The 21588-nt window shown below is 70.7% G+C and carries 16 protein-coding genes; 6 read left to right on the top strand and 10 right to left on the bottom strand.

What is annotated here, in order from left to right:
- Positions 1–202: 202 nt before the first annotated feature.
- From ACI3KX_RS12860 to ACI3KX_RS12845, 4 genes are all read right to left on the bottom strand, one after another.
- Positions 203–2578, bottom strand: coding sequence for an ATP-binding cassette domain-containing protein (locus tag ACI3KX_RS12860; protein ID WP_404909964.1), 2376 nt, complete (start codon positions 2576–2578; stop codon positions 203–205).
- Between the two features lie 406 nt (positions 2579–2984).
- Positions 2985–5249, bottom strand: coding sequence for an LLM class flavin-dependent oxidoreductase (locus ACI3KX_RS12855; protein ID WP_404909963.1), 2265 nt, complete (start codon positions 5247–5249; stop codon positions 2985–2987).
- Between the two features lie 9 nt (positions 5250–5258).
- A complete protein-coding gene (locus tag ACI3KX_RS12850; RefSeq protein WP_349425882.1) occupies positions 5259–5867 on the bottom strand; it encodes a helix-turn-helix domain-containing protein in 609 nt (202 codons plus the stop codon).
- Positions 5868–5906: 39 nt separating this feature from the next.
- The gene (locus ACI3KX_RS12845) at positions 5907–6476 is read right to left on the bottom strand and encodes a DNA-3-methyladenine glycosylase I (protein WP_363357045.1); all 570 of its coding nucleotides are present in this window, start codon (positions 6474–6476) and stop codon (positions 5907–5909) included.
- A 174-nt stretch (positions 6477–6650) separates the two neighbouring features.
- Between ACI3KX_RS12845 and ACI3KX_RS12840 the strand changes: the two genes are divergently transcribed.
- Positions 6651–7055, top strand: coding sequence for a glucose-6-phosphate dehydrogenase (locus tag ACI3KX_RS12840; protein ID WP_363356461.1), 405 nt, complete (start codon positions 6651–6653; stop codon positions 7053–7055).
- A 259-nt stretch (positions 7056–7314) separates the two neighbouring features.
- On the opposite strand, the gene ACI3KX_RS12835 is transcribed toward ACI3KX_RS12840, so the two are convergent.
- Positions 7315–9420 carry an acyl-CoA dehydrogenase gene (locus ACI3KX_RS12835; RefSeq protein WP_404909962.1) on the bottom strand — a complete coding sequence of 702 codons (2106 nt, stop codon included), beginning with the start codon at positions 9418–9420 and terminating at the stop codon, positions 7315–7317.
- 194 nt (positions 9421–9614) lie between these two features.
- Between ACI3KX_RS12835 and ACI3KX_RS12830 the strand changes: the two genes are divergently transcribed.
- Complete coding sequence (locus ACI3KX_RS12830) at positions 9615–9974, top strand: VOC family protein (protein ID WP_363356458.1); 360 nt, start codon at positions 9615–9617, stop codon at positions 9972–9974.
- Between the two features lie 78 nt (positions 9975–10052).
- Complete coding sequence (locus tag ACI3KX_RS12825) at positions 10053–11324, top strand: GNAT family N-acetyltransferase (RefSeq protein ID WP_404909961.1); 1272 nt, start codon at positions 10053–10055, stop codon at positions 11322–11324.
- Between the two features lie 347 nt (positions 11325–11671).
- Here ACI3KX_RS12825 and ACI3KX_RS12820 read toward each other — a convergent pair whose 3' ends face one another.
- On the bottom strand, positions 11672–13675 hold the full coding sequence (locus ACI3KX_RS12820) for a formate--tetrahydrofolate ligase (protein WP_404909960.1): 2004 nt from the start codon (positions 13673–13675) through the stop codon (positions 11672–11674).
- A gap of 139 nt (positions 13676–13814) precedes the next feature.
- On the opposite strand from ACI3KX_RS12820, the gene ACI3KX_RS12815 reads away from it, so the two are divergent.
- Entirely contained in the window at positions 13815–14276 is a 462-nt protein-coding gene (locus ACI3KX_RS12815) for a GNAT family N-acetyltransferase (RefSeq protein ID WP_404909959.1), read from the top strand.
- Between the two features lie 207 nt (positions 14277–14483).
- Here the strand turns inward: ACI3KX_RS12815 and ACI3KX_RS12810 are convergent, their stop codons facing one another.
- Both ACI3KX_RS12810 and ACI3KX_RS12805 read right to left on the bottom strand, forming a co-directional pair.
- Complete coding sequence (locus ACI3KX_RS12810; protein WP_404909958.1) at positions 14484–16280, bottom strand: glycoside hydrolase family 3 protein; 1797 nt, start codon at positions 16278–16280, stop codon at positions 14484–14486.
- Complete coding sequence (locus ACI3KX_RS12805) at positions 16280–17584, bottom strand: MFS transporter (RefSeq protein ID WP_404909957.1); 1305 nt, start codon at positions 17582–17584, stop codon at positions 16280–16282. Before ACI3KX_RS12805 ends, ACI3KX_RS12810 begins: the two co-directional genes overlap by 1 nt.
- Positions 17585–17746: 162 nt before the next feature.
- Between ACI3KX_RS12805 and ACI3KX_RS12800 the strand changes: the two genes are divergently transcribed.
- A complete protein-coding gene (locus tag ACI3KX_RS12800; RefSeq protein WP_363356446.1) occupies positions 17747–19027 on the top strand; it encodes a TetR/AcrR family transcriptional regulator in 1281 nt (426 codons plus the stop codon).
- A gap of 136 nt (positions 19028–19163) precedes the next feature.
- On the opposite strand, the gene ACI3KX_RS12795 is transcribed toward ACI3KX_RS12800, so the two are convergent.
- Positions 19164–19547 (bottom strand): hypothetical protein, encoded by a 384-nt coding sequence (locus tag ACI3KX_RS12795; RefSeq protein ID WP_363356444.1) that lies wholly within the window; start codon positions 19545–19547, stop codon positions 19164–19166.
- A 38-nt stretch (positions 19548–19585) separates the two neighbouring features.
- Here ACI3KX_RS12795 and ACI3KX_RS12790 point away from each other — a divergent pair, with 38 nt between their 5' ends.
- Positions 19586–20233, top strand: coding sequence for a TetR/AcrR family transcriptional regulator (locus ACI3KX_RS12790; protein ID WP_363356442.1), 648 nt, complete (start codon positions 19586–19588; stop codon positions 20231–20233).
- 117 nt (positions 20234–20350) lie between these two features.
- Here the strand turns inward: ACI3KX_RS12790 and ACI3KX_RS12785 are convergent, their stop codons facing one another.
- On the bottom strand, positions 20351–21379 hold the full coding sequence (locus ACI3KX_RS12785) for an NAD(P)-dependent alcohol dehydrogenase (RefSeq protein WP_349425872.1): 1029 nt from the start codon (positions 21377–21379) through the stop codon (positions 20351–20353).
- Positions 21380–21588 lie beyond the last annotated feature (209 nt).

Genomic DNA, 21588 nt, shown 5'->3' with positions numbered 1-21588 from the left:
CGTGTCTCTCCGTGGCGTCGAGACCGGACGTGGGGCGTCCGGCGCTCACCGAAGACGTGGGGGATCAGTTCAGCCTAACCCGGCCCATCCCGTGCGATGAGACAGGTAGTGCCAACTCGGAATCGTATCCGCCCGGACGGTGCCGATCGATGGGGACAAAGACCCATCGATCGGCATGCGCTGGCGGGGGCGCCTCGCCGCGTCAGGACGCGGCGACGCCTTCGCGAGCGCCGACATACTCGCGCAGGTGCTGAGCGGTGAGCGTGTCGGCCGCCGCGACCAGGTCGGCCGGGGTGCCCTCGAACACGATCGCCCCGCCGTCGTGGCCGGCGCCGGGCCCGATGTCGATGATCCAGTCGGCGTGCGCCATGACCGCCTGGTGGTGCTCGATCACGATCACGCTGTTGCCGGCTTCGACCAGGCGATCGAGCATGCCGAGCATGTTCTGGACGTCGGCGAGGTGCAGTCCGGTCGTGGGCTCGTCGAGCACATAGATCGCACCCTTCTTGGCCATCGAGATCGCGAGCTTGAGGCGCTGCCGCTCACCGCCCGACAGCGTGTTGAGCGCCTGGCCGAGGGTCAGGTAGCCGAGGCCGACGTCGATCATGCGCACCAGGATGGTGTGCGCGGGGCCCTTGCCGAGGAACGCGGCCGCCTCGGTCGCCGACATCGCGAGCACCTCGGCGATGTTCTTGCCATCGAGGGTGTACTCCAGCACCTCGTCGCTGAAGCCCGAGCCTTCGCACAGCTCGCACAGTGTCTCGACGGTCTGCGTGAAGCCGAGGTTGGTGATGATCACGCCGAGGCCGCGGCATGCGGGGCACGCCCCTTCGGAGTTGGCGCTGAACAGCGCCGGCTTGACCCCGTTGGCCTTGGCGAACGCCGAGCGGATCGTGTCGAGGATGCCGGTATACGTGGCCGGACTCGAGCGCCGGTTGCCCTTGATCGGCGCCTGGTCGACCACGACGACATCGTCGAAGCCGGGCACGTTGCCGTGGATGAGCGACGACTTGCCGGAGCCGGCGACGCCGGTGACGACGGTCAGGATGCCGAGCGGCACGTCCACGTCGACCTCTTTGAGGTTGTGCTGGGTCGCGCCGCGGATCTCGAGCGCGCCCTTCGCGTCGCGGGTCGACTCCTTGAGCCGCGCTCGGTCGTCGAGGTGACGGCCCGTGATGGTGCCGGACGCGCGCAGGCCCGCGACATCCCCCTCGTACTGCACCTCGCCACCCGCGCGACCGGCGCCCGGCCCCAGATCGACCACGTGGTCGGCGATCTCGATCACCTCGGGCTTGTGCTCGACGACCAGCACGGTGTTGCCCTTGTCGCGCAGCAGCTTGAGCAGCCGGTTCATGCGCTCGATGTCGTGCGGGTGCAGGCCCGCCGTCGGCTCGTCGAACACGTAGCTGATGTCGGTCAGCGCCGAGCCGAGGTGCCGGATCATCTTGGTGCGCTGCGCCTCGCCGCCCGAGAGCGTGCCCGACGATCGGTCGAGCGACAGGTATCCGAGCCCGATGTCGATGAACGACGCGATCGTCTGACGCAGGCCCACCATCAGCGGCGCGACGGACGGGTCGTCCACCGTGTCGAGCCACGCCGCGAGATCCGTGATCTGCATGGCCGCGGCATCCGCGATGCTGGTCCCGTTGATCTTCGACGACCGCGCGCCCTCGTTGAGACGCGTGCCGCCGCAGTCGGGGCACGGCATGAACTTCACCGCTCGGTCGACGAAGGCGCGGACGTGCGGCTGCAGCGAGTCGCGGTCCTTCTGGAGGAACGACTTGGTGATCTTCGGCACGAGACCCTCGTAGGTCATGTTGATGCCGTTGATCTTGACCTTCGTCGGCTCCTTGTAGAGGAAGTCCGCGCGTTCCTGGTCGGTGTAGTCCTGGATGGGCTTGGCCGGATCGACGAAGCCCGACTCGGTGAACCCCTTCACCATCCAGCCGTCGACGTTGTAGCCCGGCACCGTCATCGCACCCTCGGCGAGCGACTTGGTCTTGTCGTACAGCTCCTCGAGGTCGACGTCGCTCACCTCGCCGAGGCCCTCGCAGCGCGGGCACATGCCGCCGGTGATCTCGAACGAGCGGCGCTCCTTGACCTTCTTGCCCGACTTCTCGAAGGTGACCGCGCCGGCGCCCGAGACAGACGGGATGTTGAACGAGAACGCCTGCGGCGAGCCCACGTGCGGCTGCCCGATGCGGCTGAACAGCAGCCGCAGCATCGCGTGCGCGTCGGTCGCCGTGCCCACCGTCGATCGCGCGTTCGAGCCCATGCGCTCCTGGTCGACGATGATCGCGGGGCTCACGTTCTCGAGCGCGTCGACCTCGGGGCGGCTGAGCTGCCCCATGAACTGCTGCACGAACGTCGGGTAGGTCTCGTTGATGAGCCGCTGCGACTCGTTCGCGATCGTGCCGAACACCAGCGACGACTTGCCCGACCCGCTCACCCCCGTGAAGACCGTGAGCCGGCGCTTCGGGATCTCGACCGACACGTTCTTGAGGTTGTTCTCGCGCGCACCCACGACCCGGATGACCTCGTGCGAATCGGCGACGTGCGAAGGGGGGTTCTCTGCCATGCCCACAGTCTGCCCGGCGATGCGGACACCGCGCTTCCTGAATCCTGCTCGATCCGTGTCCGGCCCCGGTCCCCTCCCCGGGTATGGGGCGCACCGCGAACGTTCGGGGCGCGCGGCGTGCCGGCGGCCGGGCTCCCTCCCGGGTTTGGGGCGCACCGCGAACGTTCGGGGCGCGCGGCGTGCGCCCCAAGGGGACGCCATGCGCCCCACACCCCGAGAACCCAGGACGGATGCCGCGGCTCGGCCGCGTCGGCGGGGGCACGCGTCGGCGGGGCCTGCGTCGGCTGGGGCGGCCGGGCTCCCTTCCGGGTTTGGGGCGCACCGCGAGCGTTTGGGGCGCGCACCGTGCGCCCCAAACGCACGCCATGCGCCCCACACCCCGAGAACCCAGGACGGATGCCGCGACTCAGGCCGCGTCGGGTTCCGCAGCGTCGCCGGCGTCGGCGGCGGGCTCGATCGCGAAGTTGTCGCGGAAGACGCAGGCCGGGTCGTACGCGGCCTTGATCGCCCGGAGGCGAGCGAGCGTCGCGGGCGGGAAGGCCTCGGCGATCCGCTCCGGCCGCTCGGACGAGTCGAAGCTCAGGTACATGCCGTCCACGTGCGCGGCGAGCGCGCGCCACTGGGCGTCGAGGCGGTCCGGGTGGGATCCGAGCGCCGCCACCGAGAAGTTCGCCGAGCGGTGCGCGTAGGCGGTCGCGTCCTCGGCGACGTCGGCCACCGCCCCGCCGACCGCGCGCAGCTGGAAGAACGGCACGGCGCCGGATTCCAGCATCCGTGCCGCCGCCGCGGCGAAGGCCGGCGTGACGTGCTCGATCAGCCCGGAGCGCGAGTGCGGCTCGCCGGCCCCGTGCTGCGGGCCGAGGTCGGCGTTCGCCATGATCTGCGCGTACGTCGTCAGCTGCACCGACTGCTGCACGAGCGGGGCGAGTTCGGCGAACGGCTGCAGGCGGGCGATGATCGTGTCGGGATCGTCGGAGTCGACCACGCCGTACAGCTGCACCACCTGCGGCTGCCCCGGTCGGGGGCCGCCGGTCAGCAGGAACAGCGTGAGATCTCGGGGCGACGACTCCACGATGCGGCCGTAGCCCTCGAGGAAGGCCGCGACGTCGTCGACCTGGAACGCGAGCTGCGCGTATCCCACCTGACCGACCTCGTCGACCTCGAACTCGAAGGCGGTGACGACGCCCACGTTGGCGCCGGCGCCCCGGACGGCCCAGAACAGCTCGGGGTGGGTCGAGGCGTCCGTCCGCACGATCGAGCCGTCGGCGAGCACCACCTCGGCCGCCCGCAGGTGGTCGATGGTGAGACCGTGCTCGCGCGCGAGCAGGCCGATGCCGCCCGCGGTGGCGAGCCCGCCGACGCCCACACCGCCGTAGTCGCCCGAGGTCAGCGCCCAGCCGCGCTCGCCCAGCACCGCGGCGACCTGCGCCCAGCGCGCGCCGGGTCCGATCCGCACGAGACGCCGCTCGGCGTCGAGCACCTGGATCTCATCGAGCCGCCGGAGGTCGATCACGATGCCGCCGTCGTTCGTGCTGCGGCCGCTGATGCCGTGGCCGCCGCTGCGGACCGAGAGCGGCAGTTCGGGATGCCGCCGCGCGAAGGCGATCGCCTGCCCGACCTGCTGCGGCGAGGCCGGCTGCAGCACGAGGCCCGGTGCGCCGCCGCGCATGTAGGTCGCGCGCACGTCGCCATAGTCGAAGTCGCCGGGCTCGATCGCCGTCAGTCCTGCCGGAACGTCGTCGTACGCGATGCCGTCACGACGGGCGGCGAGCGCAGCCGACGACCGCACCGGCGCCGCCGAGACGCCACGGATGCCGCGTTCCACCGCCACGAGCTCGCGGACCGCCGGCGCCACGTCCTCCCCGAAGCGCTGCAGCAGGTTCGGGTCGTCGCCCGCGAGGATGAAGGTGCCGATGCCGTCCTCGAGCGCGAGGCGCGCGAGACGCTCGGCGAACTCCCGGGGGTCGGCGGCGAGCTGCCCGACGTTCAGCAGGCGCCGGATCTCGCGCGGATCACGGCCGACGGACTGCGCGGCTTCGTCGATGGCGGCGTTCCCCTTGGCGAGGTCGCCGGGCTGCAGGTAGCCGAGCGAGGGCAGCCAGCCGTCGCCCTTGCGGCCGGTCAGCGCCAGCATGCGCGGCTTGTACGCCCCGATGTGGATCGGGATGTCGTGCGCGGGCCGCGGGCCGCGCTTCGCCCCGTGCACCCGGTGGTACCGGCCGTCGGTGAAGACGCCGCCACGCTCGTCGGTGCGCCAGAGCGCCCGGATGACGTCGATCGCCTCTTCGAGGGCCGTCACCGCCTGCCCGGGGGTGAGGCGCGCGCCTCCCATGGCCTCGATGGCGTCCCAGAAGCCGCCGGCGCCGAGCGCGAGGTCGAAACGCCCGCCCGAGAGCAGGTCGATGCTCGCCGCCGCACGCGCCACGACGGCGGGCGGCCGCAGCGGCACGTTGAGCACGTTCGGCGCGATCCGGATCGAGTCGGTGCGCGCCGCGACGAACGACATGAGCGTCCACGTGTCGAGGAACGCCGGCTGATACGGGTGGTCCTGGAAGGTGACGAGATCGAGCCCCGATGCCTCGGCCACCTGCGACAGCAGCACCGGGGCTTCGGGGGTCGCGGCCGCGGGCGTGATGAAGGCGCCGAATTCGAGAGAGTGTCCGTAGTCCATGGGGTCCTTTCAGCCGATGGCCGCGCTGCGGCGGATCGGCGCGGCCGTGGTCGCGGCCGGTGAGTCGAGGGCTGCCGGGCGCATGCCCGAGAGCAGGATGTCGAGCAGCAGGTCGCGGTCGGCAGGAGCGCCGAGACGCACGGCGTGCTCGACCCCGCAGATCAGGCGCTGAAGCTGGGCGACCGAGAGGTCGCGGCGCACCACGCCGTCCCGCTGCGCGCGCGAGAGCACCGCGTCGTACCCCGTGAAGACCTTGCCTCGCGCGACGGTGCATTCGTCGTGCAGGTCGGGGTCGGTGAGGGCGAGGTCCGTGAGCACGGTCTCGAGGCCGCTGTCCTGCAGTTGCAGCGTGAGCGCGTCTTCGAGGAATCCCCGGAACGCCGCGTGCGCATCGGGCTCGGCGACAGCGCGGTCTGCGGCGGCGCCCAGCCGCATCAGGGTTTCGACGCTGAGGGCCTCGATCAGGGCCCGGACGGTCGGGAAGTGGCGGTAGACGGTGCCGATCCCGACGCCGGCATCACGGGCGATGTCATTGAGGCGGAGGGTGCGGGCGTCGCGTCCGCGCGCGACCTCGAGGATGCGCTCACGGCTGCGAACGGCGTCGGCTCGGGGGCTCATGCCTCCAGCGTACACCCGAAACGGATAGACTATCCGTTTCTACGAAATCACCCGCCAGCAGCCGTCGACGTGGTCGTCGACCATGCCGGCGGACTGCATCAGCGCGTACATCGTCGTCGGTCCGACGAACCGGAAGCCGCGCTTGCGCAGGGCCTTGCTCAGAGCGTCCGACGCGGGAGTGGTGGCGGGCACCTCGGCGAACGTCGCCGGGCGACGGTGGGATGCCGGCGCGAACGACCACATGAATGCGTCGAGCTCACCCGGTTCGAGGTCGAGCACGAGCCGTGCGTTGGAGATCGTGGCCTCGATCTTGGCGCGATTGCGAATGATGCCGGCATCCGTCATCAGTCGCGCGATGTCGTCGTCGCCGAACGCCGCCACGGTCTCGGGCTCGAAGCCGGCGAACACCTCGCGGAAGCGCGGACGCTTGCGCAGGATCGTGATCCACGAGAGGCCGGCCTGGAAGCCTTCGAGGCTCATCTTCTCGAAGAGCGCCCGGTCGCCGTGCAGCGGCACGCCCCACTCCTCGTCGTGGTAGCGGGCGTACTCGAGGTCGTCGCCGACCCACGCGCAGCGCGCGCGGCCGTCGGCTCCGAGGCGGACGTCGATGCTCACCCGGTCAGACTATGCGCGGGCGCCGACGCCCGGTCGGCAGCGAAGAGGCCGATGGACGGCATCCCCCAACCTTCATGTGGAGGTCGCACCTTCGGTCGCCGGATGCCTCCCCCGTCGCTTACCGTGGAATGTCGGGCCTCTGCCGGGCCCGCGCTGGGAGGAAACGCCATGAAGATCGTCGCTTCGTCGGACTGGCGGGACGCCATCCCCTTCGACACTCTCGTGCTGGTCGCCGACGTCGTGCCCGGGGAGCCGACGCGGTGCTTCACGTGCGGCGCGGACTCCGAACCGCGGGAGCGCACCGAACTCTGGGCGTACAAGCACCGGCACCCGAAGAACCACGACGGCTACGTGCGGTTCTACTGCGCGGAGCACCGCCCGGTCATCCAGCGGCCGCCGGCTGCGGCATCCGTCGCCCCGGCGCGCGGAACCGGGCGACCTGCATCGCGTCCTGCAGCCGAGCGCCGCGTCTCGAAGCCCACGATCCCCGACCGCGTGCGCGCGATGTGCCCGAACTGCTTCGTCGAGGTATCAGCGACCGGCGAGTGCGGCATGTGCGGCTGGGCCGCCTGACCCGGACAGGGTCGCCGCATCCGTCCACTTCCGGGTTTGGGGCGCACCGCGCGCAGTTGGGGCGCACGGCGCACGCCCCGAACGTTCGCCGTGCGCCCCGAACCCGAGAGGACACGCCGGATGCCGCGGGCACAGCCGTCGACGACCGCGACGACTCGGAAGCCGCCTTCAGACGGAATATGTCCGGAACCCCGCGATTCCGGACACCCTTCCGCGCATCGTTACCGTTCCGTGACCTTCGCGGGCGGCAACCCCGCGGTCACTTCTTCTTGAGCGACTTCTCCGACACCGGCGCCTTGCCCGACGCGGCGAGCGCGCGGTAGTACTCGCGGGCCTCGTCCTGACGGGCGCGCTCGGCACCCGACGCGATGGGCGCCCGCACGTGCTCGGGCGCGAAGCCGTAGGCGTCGACCAGGTCCTGCGCGTGGGGGCGGAGCCGCGCGCAGAGGCGGTCGATGTAGCGGGAGACGGATGCCGCACGCTGCGCCGACAGACGCCCGCTGACGAGGTACCAGGCGAGGTGCTTCTCGATCAGGTGCATCCCGAACAGATCGCGCAGCCAGGTCAGCACCTGCGTGGTGCCTTCGTCGGAGACGCGGTTGACCCCGTCCGTGAACGCCTCCCACTGCAGCAGCTCGGCGTGGGCGCGAGCCGCCTCGATGAGCTCGGCCTGGTGGCTGTTGAACAGGGCCGCGGCCTCTGCCGGCGACAGCTTGGACGCCGGGCGCAGCGCCGCGGCGACATCGGCGACCATCCGCTGCACGCGACCGGCGAGCAGCTCGTGCTGCTGGTCCTCGCGTAGGCCCAGCTCCACCGAGCGTGCCGTCGAGCCGAAGTCGGCGACGGCCTGGCCGAGCTGACGCAGGCCCGCGCCGTGGAACAGCTTGCCGGCGGTCTGGCCGACGGCGAAGCGGGCCAGCTTCGCGGCATCCGCCCCCTTGAACTGCTTGGCGTAGTCCGACAGGAGGCGCTTGCCGACCAGCTGGAGCAGGACGTTGTTGTCGCCCTCGAAGGTGACGTAGACGTCGAGGTCCTGATGCAGGCCGACCAGGCGGTTCTCGGCGAGGAAGCCCGAGCCGCCGCACGCCTCACGGGCCTCCTGGATGGTGCTGAGCGCATTCCACGTGCTGAGCGGCTTCAGTGCCGCCGCGAGGGTCTCGAGATCCTCGCGCTCCTCGGAGGTGTCGGTGCGCCCCGAGAAGACCGCGTCGAACTTCCGCAGCAGCTCGTCGTGGCTGAAGAACTGCGCATAGTTCTGCGCGAGGAGGGGCAGCAGGCGCCGCTGGTGCTTGCCGTAGTCCAGCAGCACGACCTCTTCGGTACCGGCGCCCGAGTCGAACTGGCGGCGCTGGTTCGCGTACGTCAGCGCGATGCGCAGGGCGAGGGCGGTGCCGGTGGTCGCTGCGCCGTCGAGCGAGACGCGCCCCTGCACCAGCGCCCCGAGCATCGTGAAGAAGCGGCGACCGGGGCTCGGGATGTCGGACGTGTACGAGCCGTCCGCGGCGACCTGGCCGTAGCGGTCGAGCAGGTTGAAGCGCGGGACGCGCACCTGGTCGAACGCGAGCCGGCCGTTGTCGATGCCGTTGAGGCCGCCCTTGACGCCGTCGTCCTCGCTGATGATGCCGGGCAGCATGCTGCCCTCGTCATCGCGGATCGGCACGAAGAAGCAGTGCACGCCGTAGTTGACGCCGCCGGTGATGAGCTGCGCGAAGACCGTCGCCGCCTTGCCGTGCAGCGCGGCATTGCCGAGGTAGTCCTTGTACGCGCCGCGGAACGGCGTGTGGATCACGAACTCCTCGGTGTCGGCGTCGTAGGTCGCGGTCGTGCCGATGGCGGCGACATCCGATCCGTGCCCGGTCTCGGTCATCGCGAACGCACCCGGCAGGCTCACGTCGATGACGCCCGGCAGCCACGCCTCGTGGTGCTTCTGGGTGCCGAGCTGGAAGATCGCCGAGCCGAAGAGCCCCCACTGCACACCGGACTTGATCTGCAGGCTGGGGTCGGCGAGCACGAGCTCCTGGAAGCCCGCGAGGTTCGCCCCGTTGTCGTTCAGGCCGCCGTACTCCTCGGGGAAGGCGCGGCGCGAGCCGCCGTGCTCGACCAGCAGGTGCAGCTGCGTCAGCACGCGCTCCCGGTGCTCGGGCATCGGCTGCCCGTCGATGCGCCAGAAGGCGGGGTCCTTGATCATCTCGCGAGCCTCGCGGCGGGTGTCGCCCCATGTGCCGAGGAGGAGGTCGGTCACAGCGGCGATGTCTATGCGGGGATCGGATGCCTCAGCCGCCGTGTGCGGGGCGGTCGGGGCGCCACCGGCAGGCGTGCGCTTGCTGGTGGCGGGCTTTTTGGTGCGGACGGCGGCGTCGGCCATGTGCATCACCTCTCGGTGCGATGGACAGAAGGAAGGTCACCTCGACCGTAGGACCCCCACAAGCCCTGCTCAAAGCGACTGGTGGATGTCCACAACAGCTGTCCAAGACGGGGCGACGCCGCGTTGTGCGAGAGGCACAGGCGGGCGCCTTCACCGCCTGTTCGAGGGCGGTGGACGGTCGTAGGCTCATCGCCATGACGCCCCCGCCGACGGCCATCACGACCGCGTTCATCCCCGTCCACGACCCGCGCGCGGGAGCGCACTGGTACGCCGATGCCTTCGGCCTCGGCATCGGCGAGGAGACCGACGTCTCGAGTGTGCTCGCAGGCTCGCACGGCCAGGTGACGCTGATGGGCCCGAAGAGCGGCATCCACGTCGAGCCCGGTCTGCCGTGGGCGACGTGCAACTTCCGCGTCGACGACCTCGCGTCGGTGCACGAGCGGCTCGCCCGGCTCGGCGCGCACCCGACCGACGTGCTGGGCGACCCGGACCGCTGTCTGTTCTTCACCGCGACAGATCCCGACGGCAACACGATCCTCGTCACCGACCGCTGAGCCGAGGATGCCGGTGAGCCGGCGCCGCGGACACGCATGGGTGGTGCGGTGTCGGGGAGACGGCGCACAATGGGCGCGATGAACGCAGCCGTGACGCTCGCACCGTGGGGTCCCGCAGACCTGCCGCTGCTGGAGCGCGCCAACACGCCCGAGATGACGGCCCACCTGGGCGGGCCCGAGACGCCGGCGCAGCTCGAGGAGCGACAGCAGCGCTACCTGCGGCTCGGGGCCGCGGGCGAAGCCGCGATGTACCGGATCGAGCTCGACGGCACGCCCGTCGGCGGCATCGGCTACTGGCAGGTCGAGCACGAGGGTACGCCGGCGTGGGAGACGGGATGGCACGTCTTCCCCGAGTGGCAGGGGCGGGGCATCGCCCGCGCGGCGCTGCGGCTCGTCATCCGGCTGGTCGCCGCCCGGGGCGAGCGCGATCTGGTGGTCGCCTACCCGGGCGTCGACAATCCCCCGTCCAACGCGCTGTGCCGCACCGCCGGATTCGCGCATCACGGGTCGGGGAGCATGCCGTGGCGCGGCTCGGAACTCACGTTCAACGCCTGGGTGCTCGACATGGCGCCCCTCGACCTCGACAGCCGCGAGCCCGACCTCGACGAGCGGTTCGACGAAGGCGTGCTCGACGAGAAGGTGTGGTGGCCCTACTACCTCGCGCACTGGTCGACGCGCGAGCGGACCGCGGCACGGTACTCGGTGGCTCCGGAAGGGCTCGAGCTGCGCATCGACGCGGACACGCCCGCGTGGTCGCCGGAGTTCGACGGCGGGAACCGCGTGTCGCACCTGCAGACCGGCCAGTTCTCGGGACCATTGGGCGGTTCGATCGGGCAGCACCGCTTCCGCGACGGACTCGTCGTGCGCGAGGCGCAGCCCGAGCGCCGCCTGCATCTTCCGCACTACGGCGTGATCGAGGTGCGGATGGCCGCGGTGCGGCATCCCGACGCGATGGTCGCCTTCTGGCCGATCGGGTTCGAGGAGCGGCCCGACGACTGCGGCGAGATCTGCGTCGCCGAGATCTTCGGATCCGAGATCGACGCCGACGGCGGCTGGGTGGGTGTGGGCGTGAAGGCTCAGGACGATCCGCGTCTGCACCAGGACTTCGAGAAGATCCGTGTCGACGGCGACCTCACCGGCTTCCACGACTACGCCGTGGAGTGGACACCGGACGGGCTGCGCTTCTTCATCGACCATCGGTGGGTGAAGACCGTGAACCAGACGATCGACTACCCGATGCAGCTCATGCTCGACGTCTACGAGTTCCCCCGCGCGGACGGCACACGCGACCTCGCTGCGCTCCCCCACGTGCTGCGGGTCGACCGCGTGCGGACGTTCCCGCCGGCGTGACGCCCGCCGCCTGCGGCGGTTGCCGCGGGTGGTACGCGCGTTCCTCAAATGAGGAGCAGAGCCGGGATGAGGAGCGACACGCCGATGCCCGCTCCGCAGCTCGGCAGAGATCCTCAACTGAGGACCGCCCGCGCGGACGGCACACGCGACCTCGCTGCGCTCCCCCACGTGCTGCGGGTCGACCGCGTGCGGACGTTCCCGCCGGCGTGACGCCCGCCGCCTGCGGCGGTTGCCGCGGGTGGTACGCGTGTTCCTCAAATGAGGAGCAGAGCCGGGATGAGGGGCGACACGCCGCCGCGCGCTCCGCATTTCGGCACAGCTCCTCAATTGAGGAAAGCTCGCGGCGGTCAGAAGAGCCCGACGATGCGGCCGTCGTCGTCGACGTCGATCGTGTTCGCGGCCGGAACCGCGGGCAGGCCGGGCATCGTCATGATGTCGCCGCAGACCATCACCACGAAGCGCGCGCCGGCGGCGAGGCGCACCTCGCGAACGTCGACGGCGTGTCCGGTCGGCGCACCGCGCAGCTTCGGGTCGGTCGAGAACGAGTACTGGGTCTTCGCGACGCACACCGGATAGCCGCCGTACCCGTCGTCCTGCAGGCGCTTGATCTGAGCCCGCACCGCCGTCGAGGCCGTCACCTCCGAGGCTCCGTAGATGCGTGTCGCGATCGCGCTCATCTTGTGCCACAGCGTCGCATCGTCGGGGTAGGTGAAGCGGAGGCCCCCGGCTTCCTGGGCCGTACCCACGCCCGAAGCCGCATCAGCGCCCCGAGCCGCATCAGCGCCCCGAGCCGCATCAGCGCCCCGAGCCGCATCAGCGCCCCGAGCCGCATCAGCGCCCGGAGCCGCATCAGCGCCCGAAGCCGCATCCGCGCCCCGAGCCGTACCCACGCCCGGAGCCGCATCAGCGCCCGAAGCCGCATCAGCGCCCGAAGCCGCATCCGGTCCCCGAACTGCATCGGGGGCACCGCAGAGCCGCACCACCTCGCGCGCGAGGCTCTCGGCGCCCGCGCCGCCCTCGGCGAAGTGCCTCGCAACCACGGCCGTGACCCCGATGGCCTCCGACGCGGCGACCAGCGCTGCGATCTCGGCATCCGTGTCTTCCGCGCGATGGTTGATCGCGACGACCGCCGGGATCCCCCACGTCTCGCGGATGGTCTTCAGGTGCCGCACCAGGTTGGCCGTGCCGTGCTCGAGCGCCGCGACGTTCTCGTGCGGCAGGTCGGCGACCTCCACACCGCCGTGGTACTTCATCGCGCGCACGGTCGCGACGACGACGGCCACGTCGGGCCGGAGGCCGGTCGTGCGGCACAGGATGTCGACGAACTTCTCCGCGCCGAGATCGGCGCCGAACCCCGCCTCGGTGACGACGTAGTCGGCCATGCGCAGCGCGGAGTCCGTGGCGAGGTACGAGTTGCAGCCGTGCGCGATGTTGGCGAACGGTCCGCCGTGCACGAACGCCGGCGTGTGCTCGAGCGTCTGGACGAGGTTGGGGGCGAGCGCATCACGAAGGATCGCCGCCATCGCGCCGTGCGCTCTGAGGTCGCGCGCGCGCACCGGCGTACGGTCTCGGGTGTACGCGACCACGATCTCGCCGAGGCGCTCCTTGAGGTCGGCGAGGTCGGTGGCGAGGCAGAAGATGGCCATCACCTCGCTCGCCACGACGATGTCGAAGCCGTCCTCTCGGGGGTAGCCGTTCGACGGCCCGCCGAGGCCGATCACGGCGTCGCGGAGGGCACGGTCGTTGACGTCGAGCACGCGCCGCCAGGTCACCCGGCGCACATCGATGCCCAGCGCGTTGCCGTGGTGCACGTGGTTGTCGATGAGCGCGGCGAGCAGGTTCGTCGCGATGCCGATCGCCGAGAAGTCTCCGGTGAAGTGGAGGTTGATGTCTTCCATGGGCACGACCTGCGCGTACCCGCCGCCGGCGGCACCGCCCTTCATGCCGAACACCGGCCCGAGCGCGGGCTCGCGCAGGCAGATCATGGCCCGTTCGCCGATACGTCTGAGCGCGTCGCCGAGCCCGACGGTGGTCGTGGTCTTGCCCTCACCGGCCGGCGTCGGCGACACCGCCGTCATCAGCACAAGCCGCCCGCGGGGTCTGTCGCGAAGAGTCCGCAGGTGCCGCAGGGACACCTTCGCCTTGTAGCGGCCGTACGGCTCCAACTCGTCGTCGGGGATGCCGAGATCCTCGGCGATCCTCCCGATCGGCCAGAGGTCTGCCTGCTGTGCGATCTCGATGTTGCTCGTGGCCACGCTCGCTCCCGGTGCGGGCGCCGTCGCCCGTCGCGCCCAGCCTAAGTGCACGGGCTGTTCGTCGGCCGTCGCCGCGACCCGCGCCGTCGAGTTCATGTGCACTCGCCGAGTGCACATGACACGCGCGCGAACGGCGTGGCGCTCGGCGAGTGCACACGAAGCGCGCGACCGGCGCCTTCCGGATCGGGCGGCGCTGCCTGTGGCGCGGCTGCGGACCGCTGTCTACCGTGGAGCCATGGCGTCCGCAGAGGTGCGCAGGGCCACGGTCGACGACGCCGAGCGCGTCGCGAGGCTGCTGCATGATTTCAACACGGAGTTCGACACCGACTCTCCAGGTCCCGTCGTGCTGGCCGAGCGCCTGCGCAACTTGCTCGCCGGGCCGCAGACGTTCGCACTGCTGGGCGGAGAGCCCGCGCGCGGCGTCGCGCTCGTGACGCTGCGCCCCAACGTCTGGTACCCGGGACCGGTGGCCCTGCTCGACGAGATGTACGTCGCGCCCGAGGCGCGCGGGGCGGGTATCGGCGGAGCGATCGTGGCGCGCCTGGTCGCCGACTGCCGCCGAGACGGGGTGTCGGCCATCGAGATCAACGTCGACGAGGGCGACGTCGATGCGCAGCGCTTCTACGAACACCACGGCTTTCACGGGTCCGACCCGCAGACCGATGAGCGGGCGTACTACTTCTTCCAGGAGCTGTGAGCCGTCTACCCCCACGTTCGCCGTGGTGCGGTGCGCAGTCCTCGTCCCCTGGCGAACTCCGTCCACGTCATGTGTTCTCGCCGAACGCACACGATGTCGTCGCGCGTGACGTGTGATCTCGGGGAGGGCACATGACGTGCACAGCGCCCGGCACGCAGGGACGGATGCCGCGCCGCAAGGTCGCGGCGCAGCATCCGTCTCAGCGGCTCAGAGCGACAGCCCGTGCCCGAAGCGGAACAGCGGCTCGGCGGTGTCGAACGGCACGTCGGGGCGCGAGGCCTCGACCGCCGCCATCGACGAGGGGATGTCGAACGGCAGCTTGCCCTGTGCGGGTGCGGCGCCGCTCAGCACGTCGAGCAGCGCCGTGGCGCTCGCACCCCAGTTGCCGACGACCGCGTGCGCGGTCTCGACCACGGGGCCGAGGATCGCGGGGCGATCGAGGAACACGTCGACCACTGTCGGCACCGCCGCGGCGACCTCCGCGATGTGTGCGAGCAGCTCGGCGGGGAACTCGAGCGAACCTGCGTGGAAGAAGTTCTCGAACATCGTCTCGCGCTGCTCGAACGGCGCCTGCAGGCGCAGGATCGCGACATCCGCCTCGGCGGGCGACGCGACGACCTGCCCGTAGGCCGCGGCCGCCTCGGGGGCGATGCCCTCGACGTACAGCTTCGCCCCGCGCGCGAACGGCAGCGCCGCGTCGCGGTTGGCCAGCACGGTGATCGACGCGCGCTGCGCGGCATCGCCCTCGGCACGGAACTCGGCCGAGCCCACGATCGCGTCGGCCGCTCCGGCGTCGACGTACGGGTTCTCGAACAGGCCGAGGAGGAACTTCTCGCGCAGCAGGCGGCGCGCCGAGACATCGAGGCGGTCCTCGGCGATGCGGCCCTCGCCCACCAGCTCGACCACGAGCTCGGGGCACGCTTCGCCGCCGAACTGGTCGGCGCCGGCATCCAGGATCCTCAGCACACGCTCGGCCGGAGTGAGGTGCTCGACACCCCACGCGCGGGCGGGGAACGGCTGCCCGAAGATCGCGGCGTCGTTGACGAGGCCCCAATCGGTGCACACGATGCCGTCGAAGCCGTAGCGCTCGCGCAGCAGGCCGGTGAGCACCGACTTGTTGAAGCCGAAGCCGACCTCTTCGTACTCGGTGCCGACCGGCATGCCGTAGTACGGCATGACCTGGCGCACGCCGGCCTCGAAGGCCGCCTCGAACGGCTTGAGGTGCAATTCGAACTGTCCGCCCGGGTAGACCTGCTCGCGCCCGTACGCGAAGTGCGGGTCTTCGCCGTCCTTCTGCGGACCGCCGCCGGGGAAGTGCTTGACCATGGTCGAGACCGCGCCCGGACCGAACGACTCGCCGTTCTGGAACCCACGGATGTACGCGGCGCCGAGCTCGCCCGACAGCTCCGCGTCCTCGCCGAAGGTCTGGAGCGCACGCGCCCAGCGGGGCTCGGTCGCGAGGTCGACCTGCGGGTGCAGTGCGACGCGGATGCCGACCGCGGTGTACTCCTGGCGCGCGATGTCGCCGAACCGCTCGACGAGCGCCGCGTCGCGCGTCGCGGCGAGGCCCAGCGCGTCGGGCCACTGCGAGAACGGACCCGCGAGCATCGCCGCACCCGGGTTCTCGGTGAACGAGTGGCGCGGATCGGTGGAGATCGTCACGGGGATGCCGAGTCGAGTGGATGCCGCGAGCTCCTGCAGCTTGTTGTGCCAGTGGGCGATCGCACCCGCGGTAGGGGCGACGCCGAGCAGGTTGAAGTGCGTCATGCCCTTCTCGAGCACGTACTCGCGGTTCGACGGCAGACCGAACACCGGGTCGGCCTCGGCGAGCTCGCCGTCCTCGCCCATCGTGATCATGGTCTGGAAGAGGAGGCCCGCCTTCTCCTCCAGCGTCATCTCTGCCAGCAGCAGCTCGACGCGCTCGGCGACGGGCAGGCTCGCGTCGAGCCACGGGCGGTCGGCAACGGCCGAGGTCGCGGCATCCGTTGTGGTGGTGTCGGTCATCACTTCACTCCCTTGATGCGGTAGACGAGCACGGCGCCGGCGAGGGCGACGAGCGCGCCGAAGAGGTAATACGTGGTGTAGCCGCCGAGCGGCGTGGTGGCGCCGATCGCGATGATGCCGGGAGCGATGGCCGGCGCGATCGACTGCGGAAGCGCGTTGGCGATGTTGAGCACGCCGAGGTCCTTCGCGGTGTCATCGGGGTTCGGCAGCACCTCGGTCGCGAGGGCGAGGTCGACCGACATGAACGAGCCGGCGCCGAGGCCGATGATCGCCTGGGCGATGAGCACCACCGCGACGCTCGGCGCGAACGCGAGGGTCACGAGACCGACGACCATGATGACCCCGGCGATGGCGACGAACGGGCGGCGCTTGCCGATCTTGTCGGACAGCACGCCGCCCAGCGGGCCCGAGATCGCCATGGCGAGCATGGAGGCGAGGTTGGCGATGAGGATCGTCGAGATCGCGGTCTGCTCGTCGAGACCGAACTTCTCGGTGAGGTAGAAGGGCAGGAACGTGGCGATGCCGGCGTAGCCGAACATGACGAGGAACTTGGTGAGCCAGGTCCAGCCGAAGTCGGGGTGCTTGCGCGGGTTGAAGACGAACGAGCCGAAGAACTGCCCGACCGTGAACTTCTGGGCGGGCTTCTCGTCGAGGCGGCGGTCCTTCAGGACGAGGACGAACAGCACCGAGAGCACGGTGGCGATGGCGGCCGGCACCACGAAGCGCGCGAAGTCGTCCGACAGGAAGTTCACCAGGAACGAGCCCGCGAGGATGCCGAGGGGCGTTGTGAGCCCGATGATGCCCGACACCTTGCCGCGGCCGCTGACCGGCACCTGGTCGGGCAGCGTCGCGTTCGCCGCCGCGAGGACCGCGTTCATCGAGGTCTGCACGAGGCACCAGGCGATGAGGACGACCCACACCGAGTTCGCGACGCCGATGAGCGCGAACCCGCCGAGTCCGACGAGCGTGCCGCCGAGGATCCAGGGCCGGCGCATGCCGAAGCGCGACGTCGTGCGGTCGGAGAGGCGGCCTGCGAGCGGGTTCGCGATGAGGGCGAACAGCGCGCCGACACCCATGATCAGGCCGAGCTGCGCCGTGGCCTCTTCGGGCGTCGCGGTGATGTGCTGCACCTTGAAGGCCATGGACACGAGCACCGGCGTGAGCAGTGCGAGATAGACGCCGAAGTTGACGGCGGCAAGGCCGGGTGTGTAACCGCGCGGGGTCTTGTCGGGCGTGGTGCCGGGGGCCTTGAAGCCGGTCGTGCCGGCGGCGGCGATCGTCGCGGCGGGCGACAGCTCTGTCATCGGAGTCCTTTCTCGGGTGCGGCGCGCGTCGGCTCCGACGCGCGTCACTGCACGACGATACATGAATCCCGACCGATTGGTAACTGAAACCAGACCGATTGGTAAGGCCCCGGCGGTAGGATGGATGGGCATCGGACAGACGCGGAGAGGCGGTGCCACCACGTGACCACCACTGCGGCGCCGGGCGCCATCCGCACCGCGCGCACCGAGCGCACGCGAGCCGCCATCGTGGCCGCCGCGCACGATGCCTTCGTGACCCGCGGGTACCGCGCCACCTCGCTCCGCGATGTCGCTGCCGCCGCCGGCATCAGCCACCCGGGACTCCTCCGCCATTTCGCCACCAAGGACGAGGTGCTCGCCGCCGTCGTGGATCTCTTCGAGCGCGACAACGAGCTGGAGCTGCTCGAGCGGATGGCCTCCGAAGACCCGGGGACCCTCGCGTACAGCGAAGTGGCACGGCGCAACGAGACAGTGCCCGGCTATCTCGCGCTGTTCGCGGCGCTCACGGGCGAGGCCTCCACTCCCCGTCATCCCGCGCACCGGATCATGCGCGATCGCTACGCGCGCCTGCGAGACCAGTCGACCGACGTGATCGAGGAAGCCATCGCGCAGGACACGGTCGCCGCCGACCGCGACCCGGCGGGCGAGGCGGTGCGCGTCGCGGCCGCCTGGGACGGACTGCAGCTGCTGGCGCAGTACCTGCCCGACCGCGTCGACATCGTCGAGGCGCTGGAGACCCACGAGGGGTCACTGGCCCTGCCCGTCGGCTGGCGCGAGCCCGACGAGGCAGGGCCGACCGGCACCCCCGCACCGGTGCCGTCGATGCCGTCGTTCATGCCGGCAGCCATGGAATCGCCGCTGGGTTACCGGGTCGGACGCGAGCGCCGTGGACTCATCCTCGACGGCGCGACCGCGCTCTTCGCCGAGGAGGGGTACGGCGACACCAGCCTCCGCGACATCGCGGAGCGCGTCGGCGTCTCGAAATCGACGCTGCTGCACTATTACGGCTCGAAGGAGGAACTCCTCAGCGCCGTGCTCAGCCACCGCGATCGCCTCATCGAGTCGCGCGACTCGTACACGCCCGCCGACCGCGCGGCCGACGAGCTGCGAGCCCTCTCTCGCGGGGCGACGGAGAACGCCGCGAAGGCGCCGGGGCTCATCGAGGTGTACGCCGTGCTCTCGTGCGAGGCCGTCCCGGCTGATCACGCGGCGCATGCGTACTTCGAGGAACGCTTCCGCGGGGTCGTCGACCACTTCGCGGCGCTGTTCCGCGCGGCTCAGGAGGACGGCGATCTGCCGGCCCACCGCGATCCCGAGTTCGAGGCGGTCTGGCTCACCGCGCTGTGGGACGGGCTGCAGTACCAGTGGCTCTACGACCGCGACGCGGTGGATGTCGCCGCCCACCTCGACGCCCACCTCGACGACGTGCTGCCGCGGCGCTGAGCCGCGTCAGTCGGCAGATGAGGGCTCGCGCCGCGGGGAATCTGGAGTCCTCAGACCTCGCGGTACTCGCTCCCAGGGGGCCGGCGGCCGACTCGTCGTCGTCGGTCGCAGGGTGACCGATCGCGCCACCGGGAGATCAACGCCAGAACAGCGCTATGGCGACGTTCCCCATGGCCAGCACGCCGGCGCCGATCAGAAGCGGCTTGAGTCCGCCGTCGTCATCGCCTCGGCGCTGGAGCCGTCGGGAACGCACCAAGCCGACGATCGACAGAGTCAGCACCACGAGTGCCACCGCGAGCTTCGCGACGATCTTCCACCGGTCCACTTCGAGGTCCGACACCTCACGGACGGCGACAAGCGCGAGCCCGGTGACCAGCGCCACCGTCGAGCCGATCACGAGCGGCAGGAAGTCGAACCCGCGCTTCCAGGGCATCTGGAGGATGTACGAGCCGATGACAGCGGCGAGGCCCACTATATGCGCGAAGACGAGGACGAGACGGATGATCTCCATGGGCGGCATGGTCGGACTCCTAGGTAAGTGAGCGTTTACTCACTAGGATGGATGAACGTACCTCGACGCGTCAAATCACTGCGTCGGATCAAGCAGAGGACGACATGAACGCCCGTGAACGCATCTTGGATGCCGCCGCTTCGGTGCTGCGCGAGCGTGGACTTGCAGCCGCCACCACGCGCGAGATCGCACGCGCCGCGGGCTGCTCGGAGGGATTGCTCTACAAGCATTTCGCCGACAAGCAGGAGATCTTCATGGCGGTGTTGGGCGAACGGATGCCTCGCCTCGCCAGTCCCGCTTCCCTCGTCGGCACATCCGGTGTCGTCGCCAATCTCGAGACGCTGGTCGCGCAGCTGATGGACTTCTACGTGCAGAGCTTCCCCATGGCGGCTTCCATCTTCGGCACCCCTTCCCTACGCGACGCGCACCGCACCGACATCGGACGACACGGCGGCGGGCCGGACCGACCCGCGGCCCTTGTCAAGACCTATCTGGACGCCGAGGTTGCCGCCGGCCGGCTCAGCGAAAGCGTTGATACGGAGGCTCTCGCGCGTGTGCTGACCGGCGCTGCGCTGTTCGAGGCGTTCCAGGCGACGTACCGGGGGGAAGAAGCGATCGCAGACGCCGACGCGACCGCGCACCGTATCGTCGGGGCCGTCGAGGCCGGCCTCAGCGAACCAGCCGATCTCACCTGACGTCGAGTCGCGAGGCTGCCTGGGCGCCGGCGCCGACCGCGTCGGAGGTGATCGCAAACCCGTCGGCCGGTCGCCGCAGACTGCGCGCCGAGACGGCCCCGTTCTCGCCACCGTCGCCTACTCGGACGGAATTCCCTGCGGGTACACGACGGCCTTGAGCGAGTCGGGCACGCGGGACGCGAGCGTGAGGGCGTCCTGGGTCTGCTCGAGCGGGAAGCGGTGGGTGACCAGCGTCGAGACGTCCACGCGCCCCGACGAGACGAGCGAGATCGCAATCGGCCACGTGTGCGCGTACCGGTTGACGAGCGCGATCGAGATCTCCTTCACGTTCAGACGCGACAGCGGGAGCGACACGTCCTGCTTCGGCATCCCGACCATCGCCGCCCGTCCCCCGTTTCGCAGCCGCCACAGTCCCTGCGCCAGCACGCTCGGCGCACCCGAGCACTCGAGAAGGACGTCGGCGTCCTCGTGCCCGGGGCCTTCGCCGATCGCTCCGCTGCGCTCGACATCGAAGCCGAGCTCGCGGGCCTTATCGAGGCGGAACTCGGCGACGTCGCTGACCACGACCGACGATGCTCCGAGCGCTCGTGCGACCTGCGCCGCGAGGATGCCGACCGGCCCCGCGCCCGACACCCGCACCCGTTCGCCGGCACGCAGGTCTGCGCGGCGACAGGCCCAGATGCCGACGGAGAGCGGCTCGCAGAGCGCGGCCTCTTCGTACGACATGGCGTCCGGCACCACGAAGAGGTTGCGCTCGTCGAGCGCGACCCGCTGGACCAGCGCGCCGTCGTACGGCGGTGTCGCCAGGAACTTCAGTCGCGGGCAGAGGTGGTAGCGCCCCGCGAGACAGTCCTCGCAGTCGCGGCACGGCGTGCCCGGCTCGATGGCGACGCGGTCGCCCACGGCGACCTGGGTCACGCCCTCGCCGATCGCCACCACCCGGCCCGACACCTCGTGGCCGAGGATGAGCGGACCGTCGACCACCCAGTCGCCGATCCGCCCGTGCGTGAAGTACGCCGTGTCGGACCCGCAGACTCCGACCGCCTCGATCGCGACGACGGCGTCGCGTGGCCCGGGCTGGGGCTCGGGGAGGTCGCGGATCTCGATGCGGCCCAGCTCCGGCATGACGGCTGCGAGATTGCTCATCACGTTCCTTCCTGCGGGACGAGCGTCCCGCTCAAGATCTTCCCGTTTCCGCGCCTCGATGCGCACCGGTCAGGACAGTCCGAGCGCGATCCTTCCCGATATGACCGCGTTTGTCACCGCCTCGGCCGGGACCTTCCGAACTCACCAGCCGTTCGCGGCCGGCTGGATCGGCGCTGCCGGGCGGTCTTTCGCTCAGGCGGCGGCGACCC

The sequence above is a fragment of the Microbacterium sp. ZW CA_36 genome (assembly GCF_044987475.1).
Classification (GTDB): Bacteria; Actinomycetota; Actinomycetes; order Actinomycetales; family Microbacteriaceae; genus Microbacterium.
Note: the sequence above shows the minus strand (reverse complement) of the source record. Positions and strands in the feature narration are given on the sequence as shown.